We start from the raw sequence: 21,377 nt of genomic DNA on the forward strand, positions 1-21,377 counted from the left end.
CATTTCGGCGCTCCTGGCGCCCAATCGCCGCCCTGCTGCGTTGTCGTCGGCGCCGATACAACAGCGGTATCGGCTTCTCCTCCGCCTTGCCGGACGACGATTGTTTCGCCAGGTGCATCCGAGAGGGATTGGGAGACACGCCCTTGGTTGCTGGGCGTCTGCCGCCCGAAAACGGTGTGGTGAGGGGTCCGACGTCCTCACCGACGCGCGGTATGTTTACGTGCTCCAAGGCCGCTTCGGGACCGGTTCTACGCGGCAAATGCGCTCCACGATGCGAGGGACACGCGTTCGGGGACGTTGAACTCGAATTGCCGCTGTGATAACTCGCACCTGTGAAGTTGCTGGCAACCGGGTTGTTGCTGGTGGGTAGCCTAACCTAAACTCCTCGGGTGCCCGTCGTTGGACGGGCACTCTCGACGGACGATCGGATCCCCCATGTCTCCGGACCACTCGGCGGCTGCTCGCCCTCAGGCCACCTCGGCTGAGGGCGCTCCTTCCTCGGCTTTCACCACTTCGACGCGTGTCGCGCTACCACTGACGGCCGCGCAGTCCGAGGTGTGGGTCGGGCAGCAGTTGAACCCGGGCAGCCCGGTGTACAACCTGTCCCTCGTCGTCGAGGTCGCGGGCCGGATCGACCTGGATAGGGCGGCCGCGGCGATCCGGAAGACCGTCGAACGGGCCGAAGCGCTGCACGTGCGTTTCGAATGCGGCGCCGACAACCACCTGGTCCAGGCCCCGATCGCACCCGACGCGTGGACCCTCGGCATCGTGGACCTGCGCGGCGACGAGGATCCTGACGCGACCGCACGCGCGTGGATGGACCACGACATGCAGACCGTCGTCGACCTCGAGGGCGACGAGCCGCTGTTCCGGCACGCCTTGCTGCGCACCGGCGACGAGTCGGTGATCTGGTATCAGCGCTACCACCACAGCCTCATCGACGGTTACGCCATCACCCTGCTCGTGGCCGATGTCGTCGACCGATACGAACACCCGGAACTCGAGACCTCCGCGGCGGCGTGGCCGCTCGACACGCTCGTGGCGTCCGATCGCGACTACCGGGCGTCCGCGCGCTTCGCATCCGACCGCGAATTCTGGATCCGGCAGGTCGTCGACGCGCCGGAACCGCCGCGGCTGCTGCCGCAGGTGATCGACCATTCCGGTTCGCCCATCTCCGCTCTCGTCGAGATCGACGGTGTCGACGCCGATGCGCTCTACGACTTCGCCTCCGACGCCGGGATCAGGCGCACCCGACTGCCACTGGCCGCGGTCGTGGCGTACCTCCACCGGATCACCGGCCGGCGCGACCTCACCGTGTCGCTGCCGATGACGGCGCGGGTCGGACGTGAACTGCGCCGCATCCCCGGAATGTGCTCGACGATCCTGCCCCTGCGCGTGCAGGTGGATCCCGACATGACGGTGGGTGAGCTCGCCACCCGCATCGACACGACGCTGATCTCGGTGCTGCGGCACGGTCGCTACCGCGGCGAGGACCTCGCGCGCGACCTGCGGTCGATCGACCCGGACCGTCAGATCTTCGGCCCCGGAATCAATTCCATGATGTTCGAGCACTCGCTGACCTTCGGCGGGTTCCCGGCGTGGGTGCGGGGTTCGGCCACCGGACCGGTCCGCGACCTCGATTTCTCGATCCGCGGCGGGCAGGATTCGGAGCCCATCCAGATCGATCTCCGCGCGCCGGCCGGTCTCGACGCCGAACTCGAGGAGCACCGCCGCCGGCTCGAGCACTTCGTCGGGCAGTTCGTCGCAGACCCGTCGCTGCCCATCGCGTCGCTCGATCCGATGACCGAGGCCGAGCGCAGACAGTTGCTGGTGGAGTTCAACGACACTGCGGCCCCGCCGGAGTCGGTGACCGTGCCCGACCTGTTCCACGACCAGGTCACACGGACTCCGGACGCCGAGGCGCTGATCTCCGGCGAGATCCGGCTCACCTACCGGGAACTCGGGGGACGGGTGGCGCAGCTGTCCCATCACCTGCGCGCCCGCGGTGTCGCGGCGGAGACAGTGGTGGCGATCGGTCTTCCGCGCTCCGCGGAGATGGTGATCGGACTGCTCGCCGTCATGAGTGCGGGGGGCGCGTTCGTGCCCCTCGACCCCTCGTGGCCGGAGGACCGACGGTCGTCGGTGCTCGCGGATGCCGGGGCGTCGCTGGTCCTCACCGGCCCCGGCGGGGTGTCGGACGCGGGGGAGCGGGCCGTGCCCGTCGACCTCGGTGCGTGGGCGTACGCCGAGGAGCCCACCCGACCGCCCGCGGTGGCCGTGCAGGGTGCGCGGCTGGCGTATGTCATCTTCACGTCGGGTTCGACGGGACGCCCCAAGGGCGCCATGATCCGCCACGAGGCCGTCTGCGCACGACTGCTGTGGCAGCGCGACGAGATCCTGGGATTCGGGGCCGAGGACGCGTCGCTGTTCAAGGCGCCGCTGTCGTTCGACATCTCCGTCAACGAGATTCTGCTGCCGCTGGTGTCGGGTGGTCGTCTGGTGGTGGCCGAGCCAGGCGGGGAACGGGATCCGCAGTACCTCCTCGACCTGATCGCCCGCGAGTCGGTGACGTTCGTGTACCTGGTGTCGTCGATGCTGGACGTGCTGCTCGACCTGTCGCGGGGCACCGACCTGCTCGGGGCGTTGACGCACGTGTGGTGCGGCGGTGAGGTTCTCACTCCCGGACTGTTCGAACGGTTCCGGACGCAGCTCGCCACGACGCTGTATCACGGGTACGGCCCGGCGGAGGCGACGATCGGTGTGTCGCACGTGATCTACCGGGAGGACGCCGCACGGATCGCGACGTCGATCGGACGCCCGAACCCCAATACGCAGCTGTATGTGCTGGACGAGCACCTGAACCCGGTGCCGCTCGGCGCCGGCGGCGAACTGTACGCCGGCGGATTCCTGCTCGGCCGCGGCTACGTGAAGGCGCCGGGGCTGACGGCGTCCCGTTTCGTCGCCAACCCCTTCGCGACCGACGGCTCCCGGCTGTACCGGACCGGCGACCTGGCCCGGTGGGCGGTCGACGGCTCCCTCGACTTCCTCGGCCGCGCCGACAATCAGGTGAAGATCCGGGGAATGCGACTCGAGCTCGAGGACGTCGAGGCGGGCATCGTGTCGCATCCCGACATCCGGCACAGTGCCGTGGTCGTGCGGGAAACACCCTCGGGTGCCAAGTATCTCGCCGCCTATGTGGTGGCGAAACAGGATTCGGTTCCGGATGTCGGCGAGCTGCGGGTGTGGGCGTCGTCGAAGCTCCCGGAATACATGGTGCCGTCGGCGTTCGTGATCCTCGACCGGTTCCCGCTCACACCGAACGGAAAGTTGGATCGCCGGGCCCTGCCCGAGCCCGACCTCGGCGCGGCGGGGGAGAACGTCGCGCCGCGCACCGCGGCCGAGGAAAAGCTGTGCGCGCTGATGGCCGCCGTCCTCGGTGTGGACTCGGTGGGTGTCACAGACGACTTCTTCGCGTTGGGCGGCGACAGCATCGTCGCTATCCAGTTGGTGAACCACGCTCGACGGGAGGGTCTCTCGATCAGTCCCCGGGAGATCTTCCAGCTCCGCACCGCCGAGGCACTGGCCCGCGTCCAGGACGGCCGGACCGCGGCCGCGGTGGATGCGCACGACGTCGCCGTCGGCGACGTCCGCAGCACCCCGATCCTCGCCCGCACCGCCGAGAGGGGCGGCGAGATCGCCGCGTTCCACCAGTCGGTGCTCGTGCAGACCCCGGCCGACCTCGACGAGGGTGCCGCGCGTGCCGCCCTGGCAGCGGTGCTCGAACGGCACGACGCCCTGCGTGCGACGCTCGTCCGCGGCGAACACTGGACGCTGTCCGTTCCCGAACCGTCGCCCGCCTCCCTCGACGGAATCCTGCGGGTCGTCGAATGCGACGGCAGCGCAGAACAACTCGACACCGAGACGCGTGCGGCGGTCGGACGACTCGACCCGGACACCGGCACGATGGTGCAGGCCGTGCTGTTCTCGGCGACCGAGGGGTCCGGCCGGTTGCTGCTGATCGGACATCACCTGGTGGTCGACGGCGTGTCCTGGCGGGTCGTCCTCGAGGATCTCGCCCGCGCCGGAACGTCCGTGATCGACGGCGCCGCCCCCACGCTCGCTCCGGTCGGCACGTCGCTGCGCCGGTGGGCCGAGCTGCTGGACGAGCACGCCCGTGCGGGTGCCTTCGACGACGAGCTGCCCTTCTGGTCGGGCGTGACGTCCACCCCCGACCCGCTCCTCGGCTCGCGCGCGCTCGACCCGGCGGCCGACCTCGCCGGCGACGCCGAAACCCTCACCGTGACATTGCCCCCGGAGTTCACCCGGCCGCTGCTCTCCACGGTGCCCGCGGCGTTTCACGGTCACGTCAACGACGCGCTCCTCACCGGTGTCGCCGTGGCCTTGCAGAGGTGGCGAGGCGCAGGGGCGGGCCCGGTGCTCCTCGATCTCGAGGGCCACGGACGCGAGGAAGAACTCGTGCGCCGCGCCGACGGACCCGCCGTTGACCTCTCCCGGACCGTCGGCTGGTTCACCACCGTCTACCCGGTGGTGCTCGACCCCGGGGCCGCGGCCGACGAGGCGGACATGGCCACCGCGCTGAAGACCGTGAAGGAACAGTTGCGACGCGTCCCGAATTCCGGGTTCGGCTACGGAGCGCTGCGCTACCTCGGTGGCCCGAAGCCGGAACTCGCACACGCACCCACGCCGCAGGTGCTGTTCAACTACCTCGGACGGGTGGCGTCCGGGGAGGGTGTGGACTGGCTGCCCCGAGCCATGGGCGGCGCCGACGACCCGCGGATGCCGCTCGGCCATGCCCTCGTGTTCGACGTGATCGCCGAGGACGGCCCCGACGGTCCCGTGCTGCGCACGACGGTGACCTGGGCGCCCGGTGCGCTCGCTCGTGACGCCGTCGAATCGCTTGCCGAAGAGTGGACCGCGGCGCTGCGGGTGCTGGCCGGGCTGGACCGTCTCGGCGGTCACACGCCGTCGGACTTCCCGCTGGTGTCTCTGACGCAGTCGGACGTCGACGCGTTGGCGGAACCGGCCGACGTGCTTCCGTTGACTCCGCTGCAGGAAGGCATCTACTTCCAGTCGGCGTTCGACGACACCGGTGCGGACCCGTACGTGGTGCAGCAGGTGATCGAACTGACCGGGCCTGTCGACGCGGCGGTGCTCCACCGCGGACTGCAGACGGTCGTCGACCGGCACGCGGCCCTGCGCGTCGGAGTGCAGGCCGTGTCGGACGGCCGGGTCGTGCAGGTGGTCCGCGACAACGTCCCGGTGCCGATGGAGGTGCTGGACCTCACCGGAATTCCGGATCCGGCCCGGCGAATCGACGAGGTGCTGACGGCCGACCGGGCCCGGGGCTTCGACTTCGACCGCGCCCCACTGCTGCGCTACACGCTCGCCCGGGTGGCCGGAGCGAGCGAATCGACGGGGGATGTGCCGCAGAAGTTCCTTCTGCTGCAGTCGATTCACCACCTCGTCGCCGACGGATGGTCGGTGCCGGTGATGCTGCGTGAGCTGATGGCCCTGTACAGCGTCGAGGAAACGCCGCCGACACTGCCCACACCCACGCCGTACCGCAACTACCTCGACTGGCTGCGCGCGCGGGACCGGGAAGCGTCGATCGCCGTGTGGCGGGAGGCGCTCGCCGATGCACCCGAGCCGGTGGAACTTCCGCAGCCCGCGTCGAAGGGCGAGTCGGGGATCCGCAGTGTGCGGGCGGCGCTGCCGCCGGACGCCACGGCCGCGCTCACCGCGGTCGGCCGGGCGCGCGGCTTGACGCTCAGCACTCTCGTGCACGGCACGTGGGGTCTGGTCCTCGGCCGCCTCACCGGCCGGGAGGACGTGCTGTTCGGTTCGACGGTGTCGGGCCGTGGTGGCGATCTGCCCGGCATCGAGACGATGGTGGGCCTGTTCATCAACACCGTTCCCACCCGGCTGCGGTTCCGGCCCACCGACACGGTGGCCGGCACCCTCGCGCGGTGGCAGCACGAGCAGTCGATCCTGCTCGACCACCAGTACCTCGGGCTGCCCGAGCTGCGCCGGGAAGCCGGTCTGCAGAACCTGTTCGAGACGCTGGTCGTGTTCGAGAACTACCCGCTCGGCGACGGCGCCGTCGCCGATCCCACCGGTGCGGTGCAGGTGACCGACATCCGCTTCGACGAGCACCCGCCGTACCCGCTGACGCTGATCGTCGTGCCGGGTGACGCGCTGACCCTCGAGCTCAAGTACGACGCCGCCCGCATCGACGCGGCAACGGCGGCCCGGTTCGCCGAGTCGACCGTGGCGTATCTCGCGGAGCTGACCCGCGACGCCGACCAGAACGTGTCTGCCGTGGCGCTGGCGTCGCGGGAGCCGATCGACGCGGCATTGCGCGACGCGCAGGTGGAATTCCCCGAGACGACGGTCACGGCTTTGCTCGAGGAACAGGCAGTGCGGACACCCGACGCGGTGGCGGTCGTGTTCGAGGACGATCACCTCACGTACGCGGAACTGCATGCGCGGGCCAACCGCCTCGCCCGGTTGCTCGTCGACCGCGGGGTGGCACCGGAGTCGAAGGTCGCGGTGGCGCTGCCCCGTTCGCTGGATCTGATGGTCGCGCTCCTCGCGGTCGGGAAGGCGGGCGGCGCGTACGTTCCGCTCGACACCGGTTACCCCGCCGACCGGCTGGCGTACATGGTCGACGACGCGCAGCCGGTCTGTGTTCTCACCGACGGCACCGTGACCTTCGCCGGTTCCGACGTTCCGCAGGTCCGGGTGTCGGACGCGGCCGAGTTCTCGTCCGAGCCACTCGCCGGCGTCGCGCTCGCGCCGCAGCACCCCGCGTACGTGATCTACACGTCCGGTTCGACGGGGCGGCCCAAGGGCGTCGTCGTGCCGCACGCCGGCATCGTCAACCGTCTGCTGTGGGTGCAGCGGTTCCGTCCGATCACCCCTTCGGACACCGTGTTCCAGAAGACGCCGTCCAGTTTCGACGTGTCCGTGCTGGAGTTCTTCGGACCGCTCCTCGCCGGGGCGACCCTGGTGCTCGCGCGACCCGACGGCCACAAGGACCCGGCGTACCTCGCCGACGTCATCGTCCGGCAGTCGATCACGCGCGTGCATTTCGTGCCCTCGATGCTTGAGGTCTTCCTCGCCGAACCCGCCGCGGCCCGGTGCACCGGGCTCCGGATCATCTCGTGCAGCGGCGAGGCGCTTCCCGTGGCGTCCGCGCGGCGCGTCGCCGAACTCCTGCCCGGCGTGGAACTCGACAACCTCTACGGCCCCACCGAGGCGTCGGTGGACGTCAGCTACGCCGCGTCCGTTCAGGGAATCACCGCGGCCGCGTCCGTGCCGATCGGCCTGCCGACGTCGAACACCGGTCTCTACGTGCTCGATCGGTACCTGCAACCGGTGCCGCCGGGTGCCGCCGGTGAGCTGTACCTGTCGGGGCCGCAGCTGGCGCGCGGGTACCTGGGCCGACCCGGTCTGAGCGCCGAGCGGTTCGTCGCCGACCCGTTCTCCCTCGTCGGGTCCCGCATGTACCGCACCGGCGACGTCGCCCGGGTGAACGCGGACGGCGCGGTCGAGTACCTCGGCCGGGTCGACGACCAGGTGAAGTTGCGCGGGTTCCGCATCGAGCTGGGCGAGATCGAAGCCCAGATGGCCGCCTGCCCCGGCGTGCGGCAGGCTGCCGCCGTCGTCCGCGCGGATCGGCCCGGTCAGCAGCAACTGGTCGGATACGTCGTCGGCGACGCCGACCCGGACGACGTCCGTGCGCGCCTGACCGCGGCACTGCCGGAATTCATGGTGCCGGTCGCGTTCGTGACGCTGGACGAGTTTCCGCTCGGTCCCAGCGGCAAGCTGAACCGCAAAGCCCTTCCCGCACCGGACTTCGTCGCGCAGGTGACCTCCGCGCCGGTAGTCGAGGGCGGACCGGTGGCAGTGCTGGCCGGGCACTACGCCGAGGTCCTCGGACTCGGGACCGTCGGAGCCGACGATGACTTCTTCGCGCTCGGCGGCGACAGCATCCTCGCCATCCGCCTGGTGAATCTCGCTCGCCGAGACGGGATCACGATCACCCCGCGGCAGATCTTCGAACAGCGGACCCCGTCCGCACTCGCCCGGCTGGCGGCGACGACAGCGGTCGCCGCGGCCCCGCGAATGGACGACGCGGGCACCGGCGTCCTGCTGCCTCTTCCCGTTGTCCATCGGCTCTCGGAGTGGAGCGGCGGAACGAGCCGTTTCAACCAGTCCGCTCTCCTGCACGCACCGGCGGGCACCAGCACCGCCGTCCTCACGGCGGCCCTGCACTCGGTGATCGACCACCACGACGGCCTGCGGCAGAAGCTCACCCGGCACGCACCGGGCGTGTGGTCGCTCGAGATCACCGACTCCGCGGAACTGCCCGTGCATCGTGTCGACGTCACCGGACTCGACACCGCCGCGCTGCGCGAGGCGGTGGCAGCAGAATCCGACGCCGCCACCGACCGGCTCGACCCCGACGCCGGGACCATGCTGTCGGCCGTGTGGTTCGACGCCGGCCCGCAGGAGCTGGGCAGGCTGCTCCTCGTCGCGCACCACCTGGTGATCGACGGAGTGTCGTGGCGGACCCTGATCGAAGACCTCGCCATGGCCTGGGTGGCCGCCGACAGCGGCCAGAGCGCGGCCCTCGACCCGGTAGCCACGTCGCTGCGCGGATTTGCCCGCATCGTGTTCGAGCAGGCGCAGGAACCCGCCCGCCTCGCCGAACTCGACCACTGGGTGCGCGTCACCGAACCCGGTGCCGACCTGGTGCCCGGCAGCGACGGGCACGCAGTGGTGAGCAGCGGTGCACGGCGGACCGTGCGGCTCGATCCGCAACTCACGACGGCCCTGCTGACCACCGTTCCCGGAGTGGTCCGCGCCGACGTCACCGACGTGCTGCTGGCCGCGCTGCGGCTCGCGACCGACCGGTGGCTCGCCGCACGTGGCCGCGACCACGACCTGCTGGTGGATCTCGAGCGGCACGGCCGCGAAGAACTCGCCGAGGGCCTGGATCTGTCCCGCACGATCGGCTGGCTCACCAACGTCACCCCTGTCCGGCTGCGCAGCCGCGGGGGCCCACTCGAGACGCTCCGGGACGTCAAGGAACAGCTGCGCGGCGCGCCCGACGGCGGCATCGGCTACGGCATGCTGCGGTACGTCAACGCCCGCACCGCGGGTCTTCTGGCGGCGCGCTCGGAGTCGCAGGTGCTGTTCAACTACCTGGGCCGCATGCCGCACGCACAGCCCGGCGCGTGGACACCGGCCGCCGAATCCGATTCGCTGGCCACCGATCCCGACGCCGATCTCGGTGGCCCCTACCGGCTGGTGATCAACGCCCTGTGCGAGGAGTCCGCGGAGGGCACCGAACTGCAGGCGGTGTTCGCCTGGTCGGAGCCCGACCTCACCGAGGCCGACACCATCGCGTTGAGCGACGGCTGGGTGACCGCCCTTCGTGAGCTCGTCGACGCCGCCGCAGAACACGACGGTCCGGCGATGCTCACCCCGTCCGACCTGCCTCTCGTCACGTTGACGCAGGAGGAGATCGACCGGATCGTTCAGGCGAGCCCGACTGGTGTCGACACGGTGCTGCCGCTGTCGCCGCTGCAGGAGGGGCTGTACTTCCAGGCCGGGTTCGACGCCGGCCCCGACATCTACACGGCACAGTTCTCGCTCGACTTCGCGCACCGCCTCGACACCGAACGGCTCGCCGCCGCGCTGCGTGCTCTGCAGCGGCGCAACCCCACCCTGCGAGCGGGATTCGTCAGTGAAGGCCTGCCCGCGCCCGTCCAGTTCTTCGGCGCCGGACCGGACGTCCCGATCACCGAGTTCGACCTGCGGGAACTCGACGAATCCGAACGAGGTTCCTACGCCGAGCAATTGACGGCGCAGGACCGGCTGACACCGTTCGACCTGACGTCCCCGCCGCTGTGGCGGGCCATGGTCCTGCGGCTCGGCGACTCCCACGACCGGCTGGTGATCAATCGGCAGTTCCTGCTGTGGGACGGATGGTCCAACGGGCTCGTCGTGAGCCAGTTGCTCGCCCTCTACGAATCGGGCGGCGACGACTCCGGATTCGGTGCCCCCGAGGGCACGTTCGAGGACTATCTGCGGTGGCTGGCCGCGCAGGATGCGGACGCCGCACAGTTCGCGTGGACCGAGGCGCTCCGCGGTCTCGACGAACCGACCCTGCTCGCCGCGTCGGTGCCGGGGGAGCCGCAGCCACCGCAGCGCCGTGACGCCGTGCTGTCCGAGGAACTGAGCGAGCGACTGCGCGCCGGCGCCCGCGGTGCCGGTGTCACGTTCAACGCGGTGCTGAACGCCGCGCTCGCCGTCGTGCTCGGGATCGAGACGGGACGGCAGGACCTCATGTTCGGCACCACCGTCGCCGGACGCCCACCGGAGGTCCCGGGCATCGACGCGGTGGCCGGCATGTTCCTCAACACCGTCCCCGTCCGGACGACGCTGCGCCCGGACGAGTCGGTCGCCGACCTGCTGCGGCGCACCCAGTCCGAGCGACTGGCACTCACCCCGTACGACTACCTCGGACTGGCGTCCATCCAGCGGGTCTCCGAGCACCGCCAGCTGTTCGACGTGCTGTACGTGCTGCAGAACTTCGTCGACGAGAAGCAGGTGTCGGCGCTCAACGCCGCCCACGACATCAGCGGCGGCGACAGCATCGACCACACGCACTACCCGGTCACCGTCGTCGTGACACCGGGCGCGAGCGTGAAGGTGAAGTTCGAATTCCACCCCGAACAGGTGTCGGAGTTGCGGGTCGAGCGCATGCTGTCGCGGTACCTGACCGTGCTCGAGCAATGGTCCACCGACCTGTCGGGTGTGGTGGGCGGAATCGCCGGTGCCGCAGCACCGTTGCCTGCCCCGGCGCTGCCGCTGCCCGACGCGACCATCGCCGACCTGTTCGCCGACGCGGCCCGCATCCGGCCCGAGGAGACGGCGCTGGTGTTCGGCGACCGCACCGTGAGCTACGCCGAACTCGACGCCGACGTGAACCGGATGGCCCGGCTCCTCCTCGCGCACGGCGCGGGCCCGGAACGGATCGTCGCGCTCGCGCTGCCGCGGTCGGTGGAGATGGTGGTGGCGCTGTTCGCCGTCCTGCGCACCGGATCCGCGTATCTGCCGCTCGAACTGGACCACCCGGCCGAGCGGCTCGTCGGGATGCTGAACGACGCACGCCCGGCGACCCTGGTCACCACGTCCGAGGTCGCGGGCACTCTCGCCGCCGCCACGGTCGACACGCTGGCTGTCGACACCTTCGACGTGGAGTCGGTCGCGTCCGGCCCGCTGTCCGAGGCGGAACTCGGCGGATTCGCGCCCGGAACCCCGGGGCGCCTGGACCATCCGGCGTACGTCATCTACACGTCCGGGTCCACCGGCAGGCCGAAGGGCGTCGTCACCCCGTACCGAGGCCTGACCAACATGCAGTTCAACCACCGTGAGGCGATCTTCGAGCCGGTTGTCAGTGCGGCCGGGGGCCGGCGACTCCGCATCGCCCACACCGTGTCGTTCGCCTTCGACATGTCGTGGGAGGAATTGCTGTGGCTGGTGGAAGGTCACGAGGTCCACATCTGCGACGAGAACCTCCGGCGTGACGCCGAGGCGCTCGTGGCGTACTGCGACACGCACCGGATCGACGTCGTCAACGTGACACCGACCTATGCGCAGCACCTGATCGAGGAGGGTCTGCTCGACGACGGTCCGGGCCGGCACCGGCCGCCGCTCGTACTCCTCGGCGGTGAGGCCGTGTCCGACTCGGTGTGGAACCGGTTGCGCGACACGGACGGAACGTGCGGATACAACCTCTACGGTCCCACCGAGTACACGATCAACACCCTCGGTGCCGGCACCGAGGACAGTTCGGCGCCGACCGTCGGCACACCGATCTGGAACACGTCCGCCTATGTGCTGGACCCCTGGTTGCGACCGGTGCCCGACGGCGTTCCCGGTGAGCTGTACATCTCCGGGGTCGGGTTGGCGCGCGGTTACCTCGACCGGTTCGCGCTCACCGCAGAGCGGTTCGTCGCCGATCCGTTCCGGGAATCCGTACGTATGTATCGGACGGGCGATCTCGTCCGCCGTCGCGAGGACCGGTCGAGCGGAGCGAGGGGGAATGTCATAGCGAATCTCGACTTCCTGGGCCGCACCGACGATCAGGTGAAGATCCGCGGGCACCGGGTGGAACTCGGCGAGATCGCGTCCGCACTCGAAGCGCTGGACGGCGTGCGCCAGGCGGCTGTCGTGGTCGACTCCGGTGCGGGTGGATTCAAGCGACTGGTCGGCTACGCCGTCCCCGTGAGTACTTATCAACCGCGGGACGTTAACAAGTACTCACAGGCGCTGCGCGCAACACTGCCGGACTACATGGTCCCGGCCGCGGTCATCGAGGTCGACAGCCTGCCGATGACGGTGAACGGCAAACTCGACGTCGCCGCCCTGCCGTCGGCGGACGACGTGCTCGGCCGTACCGGCGGTGCGCGTACGGAACCGCGCACCGACACCGAACGAGTACTGTGCGAGTTGTTCGGTGAGATCCTCGGCGTGCCCGCCCCGGGTGTCGACGACAACTTCTTCGACCTCGGTGGCCATTCACTGCTGGCCACGAGGCTGATCAGCCGGGCGCGGGCCGCGCTCGACGCCGACCTCGCGATGCGCGACCTGTTCGAGGCGCCGACCGTAGCGGAACTCGCCACCCGCATCGGCGCCGGCACCGGATCGACGCGTCCGATACTGGTGGCCCGGCCGCGTCCCGAGCACCTGCCGCTCTCCGCAGCGCAGCAACGACTGTGGCTGCTGCAGCAGATGGAGGGCGCGTCGGTTCGGGATGGGGCGGGCTCCGCCGTCGCTTACAACTTCCCCATCGTTCTTCGACTGCAGGACGCGCTGGACCCCGAGTTGTTCGAGCAGGCGCTGACCGATGTCGTGGCGCGACACGAATCGCTGCGCACCGTGTTCGGGGAGCACGCCGGCGAACCGGTGCAGGTGATCCTGGACGACGTCCGCCCCGACGTCGCGGTGCTGGAGGGCACCGAGGCCGATCTGGTGCGGCTCGTCACCGAGACCGTCGGCCGCCCGTTCGACCTGGCCACGGAGATCCCGGTGCGCGCGAGCCTCATCCGGGTGGCGGACGAACAGGTGCTGGCCATCGTGCTGCACCACATCGCCACCGACGAATGGTCCGACCGCCCGTTCCTGCGGGACCTGATGACGGCGTACGCCTCTCGCGCACAGGGTTCCGCGCCGGAGTGGGAGCCCCTGGAGGTGCAGTACGCCGACTACACGTTGTGGCAGCGCGACGTGCTGGGCGACCCGCAGGACCCGGCCAGTCTCGTCAGCCGTCAACTCGACTACTGGGCGAAGACCCTCGACGGCGCACCGGAAGAGTTGGTGCTCCCGACCGACCGCACCCGTCCGGCCCGGCCGAGTTTCGCGGGCGGCGTCGTCGAGACGACACTCGACGCCGCGACGACCCGAGCCCTGCGTTCGCTCGCGCGGACGTCGGGCACCAGCATGTTCATGGTGCTGCACGCGGCGTCGGCGGCGCTGCTGCACCGCCTCGGCGCGGGCGACGACCTGCCGATCGGCGCACCGGTCGCGGGCCGCAGCGAACAGGGTCTCGACGACCTGATCGGCTTCTTCGTCAACACCGTGGTGTTGCGCACGGACGTGTCGGGCAACCCCACGTTCGATCGACTCCTGACGCGGGTCCGCGACACCGACCTGGCGGCGTTCTCGCATGCGGACGTCCCGTTCGAAACCGTGGTGGAGAAGGTGAATCCGGCGCGCACCCTTGCCCGGAACCCGCTGTTCCAGGTGATGGTCGGCTACCACAGCCGCACGTCCGACGCGGCCCTCGCCCCGGTGTCGTTCGACGAGCGGACGGCCAAGTTCGACCTGGTGTTCAACTTCACCGAGTACCTCGACGAGGACCGCGTGGAACTGCGCGTCGAATACGGTTCCGACCTGTTCGACCGGGGCACCGCGGAGAAGATCACGCGCCGGCACGTCACGGTGCTCGACGCGGTGGCCGCCGATCCGGGCCTCGCGGTTGGCGACCTGGACGTGTTCCTCGGCGACGAGCACGCACTCGTGGTGCGCGGGTTCAACGACACCGCGCATCCGGTGGCGGAGGAGACGTTCTACGAGGCATTCGCGCGCCACGTCACCGCGACCCCCGACGCTGTCGCCGTGGTCGACGAGGACGGTGAGGTGACCTATGCGGAGCTGAGCGTTCGCGCCGACCGTGTCGCCGCAGTGCTGCATCGCCGCGGCGTCACCGTCGAAGACGTGGTGGGACTGGCAGTCCCGAGATCGACGCAGATGGTGGCGGTCGTGCTCGGTGTGTTGAGGCTCGGGGCGGCGTACCTGCCGCTCGACCTGAACCATCCCTCCGACCGCATCTCCTACATGCTCGCCGATTCCGCGGCGCGGGTGCTGGTGACCACGGTGGGGGAGAGCCCCCGCATCGCGGAGATCGACGGGCTCGACCGTGTTCTTCTCGACGACGCATCCGTTGCCGCAGAACTCAGGACCGAGCACGACGACCCGTTGCCGCAGGCGCCGCGGGGCCTCGACCACGCCGCGTACGTCATCTACACATCGGGGTCCACCGGTAAGCCCAAGGGCGCGATCCTCACTCACGACGGAATTCCCAGTCTCGTCGCCACCGCAGAACAGCGGATGAAGCTGGTTCCGGGGTCGGTGGTGATGCAGTTCGCGTCCATCGGATTCGACGTCGCGGTGTTCGAGCTGTCCATGGCCCTCTGCACGGGTTCCCGTCTGGTGATCGTGCCCGACGAGTCCCGGGTCGCCGGACCGGAACTCACCGAGTTCATGGCCGGCCACGGCGTGACGCACGCGATCATTCCGCCGTCCCTGCTGGCGGCGCTGCCGTCGGGATGCGACGTCCCCGAGGGATGCACGGTGCTGGTGGGCACGGAAACCGTGCCGCCGGAACTGATCGGCCGCTGGGCGGAACGGCTCAACCTGCTGGCCGCATACGGACTCACCGAGGCCACCGTCAACAACACCCTGTGGCAGGCGCAGCCCGGATGGAATTCGGCTGTCCCGATCGGCATCCCCGACCCCAACGAACAGGCGTACGTGCTCGACGACCGTCTGCTGCCGGTGCCGCCCGGCGTGGCAGGCGAGTTGTACATCGCCGGACGCGGTCTGGCCCGCGGCTACCTCGGGCGGCCCGATCTCACGGCGGGACGGTTCGTGCCCAGCCCCTTCGGCGAACCGGGATCCCGGATGTACCGGACCGGCGACCGGGCGCGCTGGCGGGCGGATGGCAACATCGACTTCCTCGGACGCGTCGACGACCAGGTCAAGATCCGCGGGTTCCGCATCGAACTCGGCGAGATCATCGCGGCCCTCGGAAGCCATCCGGCAGTGAAGCAGTCGGCGGTGGTGGCGGATCGGTCCGGTGACATCGTCCGAATCGTGGGCTATGTGACGGCAACCGACGGTCACGGAGCGGGGGAGGTCGATCCGCAAGCCGTGCGGGAACACGCCGCTGCCCGATTGCCCGACTACATGGTGCCGACGCTGGTGGTCGTGCTGGACGGCGATCTGCCGCTCACTCCCAACGGCAAACTCGACCGCAAGGCGCTCCCGCTGCCGGACTGGTCGGCCCTCACCGGGGACGGCACTCCGCAGACCCCGGAGCAGAAGGAGATCGCCGACGCGTTCGCCGAAATCCTGCACCTGCCGTCGGTCGGTATCCACGACAACTTCTTCGACCTCGGCGGCAACTCCATGGCGTCGATGCGGTTGGTGGGACGCATCCGCCGGCGATTCGCCGTCGACATCGGCATCCGGGACGTGTTCGACCATTCCACGGTGGCCGGACTCGCCGCGATCGTCGCGGCGGCGGCCGCCACCGGCAGACCGGTCCTGACGGTGGCGGACCCGCGCCCGGAGGCGCTACCGCTGTCCGGGCCGCAACGCCGGTTCTGGAAGCAGTTCCGGGCGGCCGGCGCCGAGGCGAAGGCCAGTCACGCACTGTCGCTGCAGCTTCGCGACCCCGTCGACCCCGAGATCCTGGCGCAGGCGCTCGACGATGTCACCTCCCGGCACGAACCGCTCCGGACCGTGTACGTGGAGGTCGGAGATGCCGTCGTCGCCCAGGAGGCGGTGCGGCCCGCCCTCGAACTCGTCGACGTCGGGGATGGCGACGTCCACCGCACCGTCTTCGACTTGGCGCAGGAGCCCCTCGATCTCACCGAGCAGGCCCCACTGCGAGTGCATCTCGTCGCCGGCGCCGACGGCACACAGGCGTTGCTTCTCGCGATGCACTACATCGCGGTCGACGAGTGGTCGGTGGTGCCGCTGCTCGGTGATCTGATGGGCGCGTACGCCGCCCGCTCGCACGGCGAGGAACCCGTCTGGCAGCCGCTGCCCGTCGGATACGCCGACTACGTCGTGTGGTCGCAGTCGCTCGTCGGCGATCCCGAAGACCCGGACAGCAGGCGGTCCCGTCAGCTCGCGTACTGGCGCGAAACCCTGGACGGCATGCCGTCCCGGCTCGACCTGCCCGCCCCGACCGTCCGCGGGCCGCGGACGGCGGAGATCGTTCCGGTCGAGATCGACGCGGAACTCCACAGTGCGGCCCGAAAGTTCGCGAGCGAGACCGGGACCAGCCTGTTCATGGTGTTGCAGGCCGCGCTCGCCACCGTGTTGACCCGGCACGGCGCCGGCACGGACATTCCGTTGGGATCGCTCGTCGCGGGACGCACGGAGGCGACGCTGGACGCGCTGGTGGGCTGCTTCTTCAACATCGTTCTGTTGCGAACGGATACGAGCGGTGACCCCGATCCCGTGGAGTTGCTGCGGCGTATCCGCACGGCGAATCTCGATGCGCTGGACAACCAGGACGTGGCGTTCGCCGACGTCGTGGAGGCGGTCGGTGACACGTCGGTGCTTCGACCGCAGGTCCTGCTCGTCCACCATGAGCAGGCCAGGCTCGGGCATCTCGACGCGCTGGGCGGCTTGATGCCGGTGCCGGTGGGTATTCCGGATTCGGATCTGACGCTGAGTTTCCACGAGCCGATCGGTGACGGTCCCGTCCACGCGTACTTCTCGTTCTCGTCGCACGTGCTGGACGCCGACAAGGTTCGTGGCTGGGCTTCGGAGTTGTCCGCGCTGGTCACCGCATGGGCGGAAGGATCTCGATGATCAAGAGTGATTTAGATCGCAGTTCCGGGGCGGAGTTCGCCGCCGCGGGAGCCGGAAGTACTTGGTACTGTGCTCGAAATAAGGATAGGCTTCACTATCTTTTCGAAGGCAGAGACGGCGGCTGGGTCGGGTGCGGCGCGGCGTCGAGGACGGACAACGAGCTATGAGTGAATCGCCGGAAACGGTCGGTACAGATCTCCCAGTGCGAGATGTCGTGGGTGTCGGGTTCGGTCCCGCTAACCTCGCCCTGGCCATCGCCATCGAGGAACATAACGCGGAGTGCCCCCCACGCGAGCGGATCAGTGCGCAGTTCTTCGAGAGGCAGGATCGATTCGGGTGGCATCCCGGGATGCTGCTCGACGGCGCGACGATGCAGATCGCGTTTCCCAAGGACCTGGTGACGTTCCGGAATCCGCGTAGCGCATTCACGTTCTTCAACTACCTTTTCGATCAGGGTCGCCTCGTCGACTTCGTCAATCACCAGACCTTCTTCCCGACGCGCCACGAGTTTCACGACTACCTGCAGTGGGCGGGACGTCGAGTGGACGCTGACGTGCGGTACGGCACCGCAGTGGAGACGGTACGCGGAATTCGCGGCGACGACGGGGTGATCGACCGCTTCGAGGTCCGCGCCGCCGACGGCACCGCGGTGATCGCGCGCAACGTGGTGATGGGGGCCGGACTGCGGGAGCGAATCCCCGAGTGGGCCAATCCCTCTGCGCGCTGCTTCCACAACCATCAGTTCCTGTTCCGGCTCGGTGAGATGCCGGACCCGGTCCACCACCGGTTCGTCGTCCTCGGGGCGGGGCAGAGCGCCGCCGAGATCGTGCAGTACCTGCACGCCAACTACCCCGAAGCCGAAGTCCACAGCGTCTTCTCGCGTTACGGGTACAGCCCGGCAGACGACAGTCCGTACGCCAACCGCATCTTCGATCCGGAGGCGGTGGACGATCTCCACGGCGCCCCCGAGGCCGAACGCCTGCGACTCCTGGATGTCCATAGGAGTACTAACTATTCGGTGGTCGACATCGAACTCATCAACGAGCTCTACGCGACCGAATATCAGGAACGGGTGCGGGGACGTCGCCGCCTCTTCATGCGCCGCGCGTCGGAGATCGTCGCCGTCGACGAGACTTCGGACGGAATCGAGGTGGCGGTACGCAGCGGCGTGGACGGTCTCACCGACACTCTCTCTTGCGACGCACTGATTCTGGCCACCGGATTCACCCCGGCGCCCCTCGAACCTCTGCTCGGCGATCTCGCGCCGAAAACCCACCCACCACGTGAAGTGGGCCGCGATTACCGATTGGCGGTTTCACCGGACGTCACAGCGGGAATCTATCTGCAGGGCGGCACTGAGAAAACGCACGGAATCACGTCGTCGCTCCTGTCGAATGTGGCCGTGCGGGCGGGAGAGATCGTTACATCTGTCGTAACAAGGCGTGGCCGCGACGGCACGCTTGCTAGTGTGAACGCACAGGACACGTATGCGACAAGCGAGGCGAGATGAGCACCAATCCATTCGATGACGAAGAAGGCCGCTTCTACGTGCTGGTGAACGACGAGGACCAGCACTCACTGTGGCCCACGTTCTCTGAGGTGCCGGCAGGCTGGCGTGTGGTTTTCGGCGAGGAAAGCCGGGCCGCGTGCCTCGAGTACGTGGAGAAGAACTGGACCGACATGCGCCCGAAGAGCCTGCGTGAGGCCATGGAGGCCGACGAGAAGTCGGGCGGTCGGCACAGCGTCGACAAGAGCTGACCCTCCGGCGCCCGGCGTTTCGGCGACGATGTGGCCGGGACGACCGTCCGGTGAGACACCGGCGGTCGTTCCCGGCCGACATGGCCGTCATCTGAAACTGCCTCAGGCCGCTTTCTGCGTTTCGACCGGCTTCCGCCGCCTCGTTTTGAAAACGGGGCGGCGGATGTCGTCTGTGCGGCGCAGGATGCGCGGCCTCCGCAGGGTCCGGGCGATCCATTCACCGAGAGTGACACCTGCGGCGAGAGCGCAACCGATACCGAACGCGGCCAGCAACGAGCTGAGCCCGATCACCACTTCGTTGTTCAGCAGCGCGTACAGGCCCCGGTACAGCGACAGACCCGGCAGCAGTGGCGTGATACCGGCCACCACGACGACCAGTGGCGGCGTGAGTGCGCGGCGGGCCATCAGACCACCGGCGAACCCGACCACGGTGGCCGCGAGTGCCGAACCGATGATGGGGCCGATACCGAACTGGTGCGCCACCATGTAGACGAGGGCACCGGCGGCGCCGCCGAACCACGCGGCAGTGAGCGCGCGCTGCTCGGCGTAACAGGCCAGCGCATAGAACATCGACGCGAACGCCCCCGACATCACCAGGACGGGCAGCTGCGTGAGTTCGGTGATCTCCACGTTCACCGGCGGCAGGGTCGAACCCAGCACCCCGGTCAGACGCAACGAGATGGCCACGCCGGCGATGATGCCGCCGGTCATCATGACCACTTCGAAGAACCGGGCCGCCGCGGTGATCGGTGCCCCCGTGATGGCGTCCTGCACGGAGCCGACCAGCGACAGTCCGGACAGCAGCACGACCACACCGGCCGAGATGATCTGCGACGGTCTGATCTCGACACCCAGTTGATCCTGGAACGTATAGAGCGTCGCCGCCGGGGTGGCCGCCACCAGACCACCCGCCACCTGCTGGAAGAAGAACGGCAGTCCGACCCGGTTCAGGACGCGGTTGACCCGGTAGATCACCATCGTCGTGAGGAAGGCGACGGACGCGACCAGCACGCCACCACCCATCAACACGGAGATCGACGCGGCCATGGACGCCCAGGCGAGCGTCGCGATCCAGCGGTTGTACGGGTGCGGCGCCGTCGTGACCGCGGTCAGGGCCTCGTGCGCCTCGCTGGGGGTGACGGCTTCGCGACGGATCCGCCGCGTGAGCCGGTCGACCGCCGCGAGACGGGTGAAGTCCATCGAGCGGTAGTGGACGATCCGCATCGTGCTCGCCGGGGGGAGCGTGGGCCCGCGGTACGCCGACAAGACGATGGAGTTGTACGTGACATCCACATCGCATTGGGCGAGGCCGTACGTGGCGGCGATGAACTGCACCTGCTCGGCGGTGTCCATCGCGCCGGTGCCGGACGCGAGGAGCACTTCACCGACGCGCACGGCGAGGTCGAGTACTTCGGCGACCACCGCGTCGTCGGTGAGGTCGATCGGCTGCAGCGGTGTCGGTGCAGCGGTGACCGCATCGACCGTTGCGCGCCGGTCGCCGGTGAGACGTTGGAGGGTATCTGTGAGCTTGGCCATACTACGTGTCGGAGACAAGATCTTTCTCGGTCAAATCGGTAGCGGAGAGTGCAGACTCGAGTGTCTCGTGGCGGAACGTGGAGATGACCTGATCGTGGACGACACGGAATGCAGAGGCCAGGATACGCGTCTCTTCCGGGTCCGTGGTCCACGTGGCCTCCTGTTCGACCACCAGCACACCGTCGAAGTAATACATTCGCCTCGGAACCAGCGTGATGCCCGCCGTCGACGCCCAGTCCCGGAGCGCCTGCAGACCCTGAGTGGCGCCTTTCGGCCCACCCATTTCGATGTCGTCACTCGACAGTGACAGCAGGGTGTCGATGTCGCCGGAGTTGAGGGCGTCGTGCCAAGCGAGGACAGTGGCGATCTCCGAGGTACTCATGGCTTCAACGCTATCCAATGTGGGCGGAAGTGGCCGACGTTCCCGCAATGGATATGATGGGCGCGCGTGTCCGCCTCCTTAGCTCAGTGGTAGAGCACTCGCCTTGTAAGCGAGCGGTCGTCAGTTCAATCCTGACAGGAGGCTCCACCGCGGATTTGTCACCGCGCACAGAGGGCCACCTTCCTCCCGGAAGGTGGCCCTCTGTCGTTTCCGCGCTCACCCCTGGGGTGGTCCGATCGTCACCCTGGGGTCCCTGTCTCCGAGCCCACCGGTCATTGACGATGGGTTCATGCAAGTGAATGCGTGCAGGTCGGCGGTACTGGACGCGGTCGAGGCGCTGCCGGCCCTCGAAAGGGAGACGCTCGCCCTCGTGTACTACCGGGGAATGTCCTGCGACGAGGTGGCGGTGACGATGAAGACCACCGTCGACGTCGTCCGGGACCGGCTCCACGAGGGCTCGCGCACCCTGCTCGCCGGTGTCGGCGGCGGACTCTGA

At 69.0% G+C, this 21,377-nt stretch carries 6 protein-coding genes and 1 tRNA gene; 5 read left to right on the plus strand and 2 right to left on the minus strand.

The genetic code is table 11. The features are described from left to right. Positions 1-435: 435 nt before the first annotated feature. The 3 genes from RJ1_RS02105 (at position 436) to RJ1_RS02115 (ending at position 18,963) form a co-directional block, all read left to right on the plus strand. Positions 436-17,205, plus strand: coding sequence for a non-ribosomal peptide synthetase (locus RJ1_RS02105; protein ID WP_073358238.1), 16,770 nt, complete (start codon positions 436-438; stop codon positions 17,203-17,205). A 163-nt stretch (positions 17,206-17,368) separates the two neighbouring features. Further along, positions 17,369-18,715: a lysine N(6)-hydroxylase/L-ornithine N(5)-oxygenase family protein gene (locus RJ1_RS02110; protein ID WP_073358239.1), complete on the plus strand. Its 1,347-nt coding sequence runs from the start codon at positions 17,369-17,371 to the stop codon at positions 18,713-18,715. After that, complete coding sequence (locus RJ1_RS02115) at positions 18,712-18,963, plus strand: MbtH family protein (protein ID WP_005244517.1); 252 nt, start codon at positions 18,712-18,714, stop codon at positions 18,961-18,963. The genes RJ1_RS02110 and RJ1_RS02115 overlap by 4 nt, the downstream gene beginning before the upstream one ends. Before the next feature lie 102 nt (positions 18,964-19,065). Here the strand turns inward: RJ1_RS02115 and RJ1_RS02120 are convergent, their stop codons facing one another. Then, entirely contained in the window at positions 19,066-20,499 is a 1,434-nt protein-coding gene (locus RJ1_RS02120; protein WP_073358240.1) for a threonine/serine exporter family protein, read from the minus strand. A gap of 1 nt (position 20,500) precedes the next feature. Beyond that, a complete protein-coding gene (locus RJ1_RS02125; RefSeq protein ID WP_073358241.1) occupies positions 20,501-20,881 on the minus strand; it encodes a nuclear transport factor 2 family protein in 381 nt (126 codons plus the stop codon). Between the two features lie 72 nt (positions 20,882-20,953). On the opposite strand from RJ1_RS02125, the gene RJ1_RS02130 reads away from it, so the two are divergent. Beyond that, a tRNA-Thr gene (locus tag RJ1_RS02130) sits at positions 20,954-21,028 on the plus strand. Positions 21,029-21,170: 142 nt separating this feature from the next. Then, positions 21,171-21,377 carry an RNA polymerase sigma factor gene (locus RJ1_RS02135; protein ID WP_073358242.1) on the plus strand — a complete coding sequence of 69 codons (207 nt, stop codon included), beginning with the start codon at positions 21,171-21,173 and terminating at the stop codon, positions 21,375-21,377.

The sequence above is a fragment of the Rhodococcus jostii NBRC 16295 genome (genome assembly GCF_001894825.1).
Classification (GTDB): Bacteria; Actinomycetota; Actinomycetes; order Mycobacteriales; family Mycobacteriaceae; genus Rhodococcus_F; species Rhodococcus_F jostii.

Coding starts and splice junctions, on each gene's coding strand:
- RJ1_RS02135 (WP_073358242.1), top strand. CDS start 21,171: ATGCAAGTGAATGCGTGCAGGTCGGCGGTACTGGACGCGGTCGAGGCG.
- RJ1_RS02125 (WP_073358241.1), bottom strand. CDS start 20,881: ATGAGTACCTCGGAGATCGCCACTGTCCTCGCTTGGCACGACGCCCTC.
- RJ1_RS02110 (WP_073358239.1), top strand. CDS start 17,369: ATGAGTGAATCGCCGGAAACGGTCGGTACAGATCTCCCAGTGCGAGAT.
- RJ1_RS02115 (WP_005244517.1), top strand. CDS start 18,712: ATGAGCACCAATCCATTCGATGACGAAGAAGGCCGCTTCTACGTGCTG.
- RJ1_RS02105 (WP_073358238.1), top strand. CDS start 436: ATGTCTCCGGACCACTCGGCGGCTGCTCGCCCTCAGGCCACCTCGGCT.
- RJ1_RS02120 (WP_073358240.1), bottom strand. CDS start 20,499: ATGGCCAAGCTCACAGATACCCTCCAACGTCTCACCGGCGACCGGCGC.